We start from the raw sequence: 2582 nt of genomic DNA, 5'->3' as shown, positions 1-2582 counted from the left end.
AATGGCACCCGCCGTATCACCAGTGAAGCCATTTAATCGCCGTTCCATCAAATAGCGCAGCAATAAAAAAACGATTAAGCCAAACAACAGGGCAAACAGGCCGATACTGAACAAAGCTACTACAGCCACGGCAAGTATTAATCGGCGTGTGTGCAGTGCTGATTGCTGTTGTTTGAGAATACTGCCCAAACCGTGAGGACGCACATAGTCCGTGGTTAAAAACAATAACGGTAAAGCGGTGCGGGCCAGTATCACAGACCAGATTAATGCCCACCAGTTCTGTTCGGCGAGTAAAACAGTCAGCATGACAAATTTAATCAACAGCACTAATACGATTGTCACCACCGCAACAGGACCGGCTGCAGGGTCTTTCATAATGCTGAGGGTTCTGGCCTTATCGCCAATACCACCCAACCAGGCATCAGCACTGTCAGCTAATCCATCCAGATGTAATGCACCAGTAAAAGTTACCCAGACAGCTAACACCAAAATAGCAGAGACCATTGGTATTTGAGAGGCCAGACTCCAGCCTAAAAGGCTTAAAACAATACCGATTAGCAAGCCAACCAATGGATAAAACAATAAGGAGCGGCCAATATCCTGTTCAGCAAATTCACCCTGCAATTTGATGGGCAGGATCGTTAAAAACTGCAGCGCTATCAGAAAAGATCGCATCAGCTAATGGCCCCGGCAATCGCCGCCTCTTCAAAAGTCGCCATTTGATTGTGGAGGGCACAGGCCATTCTTAATAAAGGAATGGCTACAGCTGCGCCGCTGGCTTCCCCCAGACGCATATTAAAGTTGACTAAAGGCTGAGCATCTATCGCCTGTAAGATGGCACCATGCCCTGGTTCGGCGCTATGGTGACTGAACAGAAACCAGTGACGACTCTCCGGACATATCTGTTCTGCACATAAAGCGGCAACACTGCTGATAAAACCATCGATGATTACAGGAAGACCGGATTTTGCACATTGCAGATAACTTCCTACCATCGCGGCAATTTCAAAGCCGCCTAAATAGCGCAATACAGCGAGCGGCGAATCCAGATGGTTTTTATGCAAAACCAGGGATTCTTCAATGATAGTGGCTTTATGTGAGATGCCTTCTGCGTTGAGCCCCGTGCCTGGCCCTGCCAGTTGGCTTGCGGGAAGATTCAGTAAGGCACAGGCCATGGCACTGGCTGCTGTCGTGTTGCCAATGCCCATATCGCCGGCAATATAAATCCGGGTACCGTTTTGCTGACAACATTCCACGTTATGCTGACCAATCAACATGGCTTGTTGGCATTCGGCTTCAGTCATGGCAGCTTGCTGATGAAAATTGGCCGTGCCATTGGCGATGCGTTGATCCTGTACGCCTTTGATTTCTTCCAATTCTGTGACAGTGCCAACATTGATCACATCCAGCGAGGCGTGCAGGTGTTTCGCAAGGACGCTGATAGCGGCGCCACCTGAAGCGAAATTACGTATCATCGAAGCGGTAACTGATTGCGGGTAGGCTGAAATATTCTCTGCCATGACACCGTGATCGGCAGCATAGACGGTGATGTGCACATGCTCCGCTTGCGGCGAACCACCTTGCATTGCAGCAAGTTGTACAGCCAGCCGTTCAAGCTGGCCTAATGATCCTGCAGGTTTAGTCAGCTGGCTTTGTCGAACCAGCGCTTGATCAGCAGAGTCAGTATCAAGGGCTTTGACTGGCAACGTTAACCAGTGGTTGAAATCGATCATTCAGTTTCCTTTTAATGCATGCGGCAGTCCCGCCACAGTCAGGATGACATTATCCACCATTACAGCAAGCTGCTGATGTAACCGGCCGGCTTCATCACAGAAACGCCGGGTCAGCTCGCCCATTGGCACGATGCCCATACTGGTTTCATTGCTGACCAGAATGATTTCAGCTTGTAATGTTGGCAAGGTATCCAGTAATTGCTGGATTTCATCGCGAATGAATTTTTCGTCATCAGCCAATAACAGATTAGTCAGCCATAACGTCAGGCAATCCACCAAAATGCATATATTGGCAGCGTCCTGTTGTTGCAAAGCAGCGGCCAGATGCAAAGGTACTTCAATCGTGGTCCAGTGAGCAGGACGCTGCTGTTGATGCAATACGATACGTTGCTGCATTTCATTGTCATCAGCACGAGCCGTGGCAACATATAAAACGGGCAATTCGCTGTTGGTAGCGCGTTGTTCGGCCAGTCGGCTTTTACCGGATTTTACACCGCCTAGGATCAGGGTTTTAGCCATTTTCTGCCTTTAAAATCGTCAGTAGTTCTGTGGTATCCATATGCTGTTCTATCATCTCGGCCAGTCGTTCAATATCTGTTTCACGCAAAGTATGATAATCAGGGCTGCTGACATTATTCAGTCCGGCCCATTGCAGCAAGGCATCGCAGCTTTTTGGCTGTTCAAACAAGCCGTGCAGATAGGTGCCGATAATCTGTTGATCTTCGCTGATTGCCCCATCAGGGCCGTTTGATAGCTGTAACAGGGGACGCATCAAAGCTTTGCCTTCACTGATACCAGCATGGATTTCATAGCCAGTGATGGGAACAGCATTTAACAGTAACTGCCCCT

3 protein-coding genes and 1 pseudogene are annotated in these 2582 nt (G+C 48.8%); all 4 read right to left on the bottom strand.

All coding sequences use genetic code 11. The annotated features are described in order from the left end of the window. Positions 1 to 675 (bottom strand): adenosylcobinamide-GDP ribazoletransferase (locus B3O33_RS02105; protein ID WP_292362834.1); only part of this gene is annotated, 675 nt, incomplete at its 3' end. Continuing rightward, complete coding sequence (cobT, locus tag B3O33_RS02100) at positions 675 to 1733, bottom strand: nicotinate-nucleotide--dimethylbenzimidazole phosphoribosyltransferase (protein WP_292361396.1); 1059 nt, start codon at positions 1731 to 1733, stop codon at positions 675 to 677. The genes cobT and B3O33_RS02105, both read right to left, overlap by 1 nt. Continuing rightward, complete coding sequence (gene cobU / locus B3O33_RS02095; RefSeq protein WP_292361395.1) at positions 1734 to 2252, bottom strand: bifunctional adenosylcobinamide kinase/adenosylcobinamide-phosphate guanylyltransferase; 519 nt, start codon at positions 2250 to 2252, stop codon at positions 1734 to 1736. Beyond that, a pseudogene (locus B3O33_RS02090) lies at positions 2245 to 2582 on the bottom strand (cobyric acid synthase CobQ); the annotation flags it as partial. The pseudogene B3O33_RS02090 and the gene cobU, both read right to left, overlap by 8 nt.

The organism is Methylophaga sp. UBA1464 (assembly GCF_002325665.1).
In the GTDB taxonomy this organism is placed as follows: Bacteria; Pseudomonadota; Gammaproteobacteria; order Nitrosococcales; family Methylophagaceae; genus Methylophaga.
Note: the sequence above shows the minus strand (reverse complement) of the source record. Positions and strands in the feature narration are given on the sequence as shown.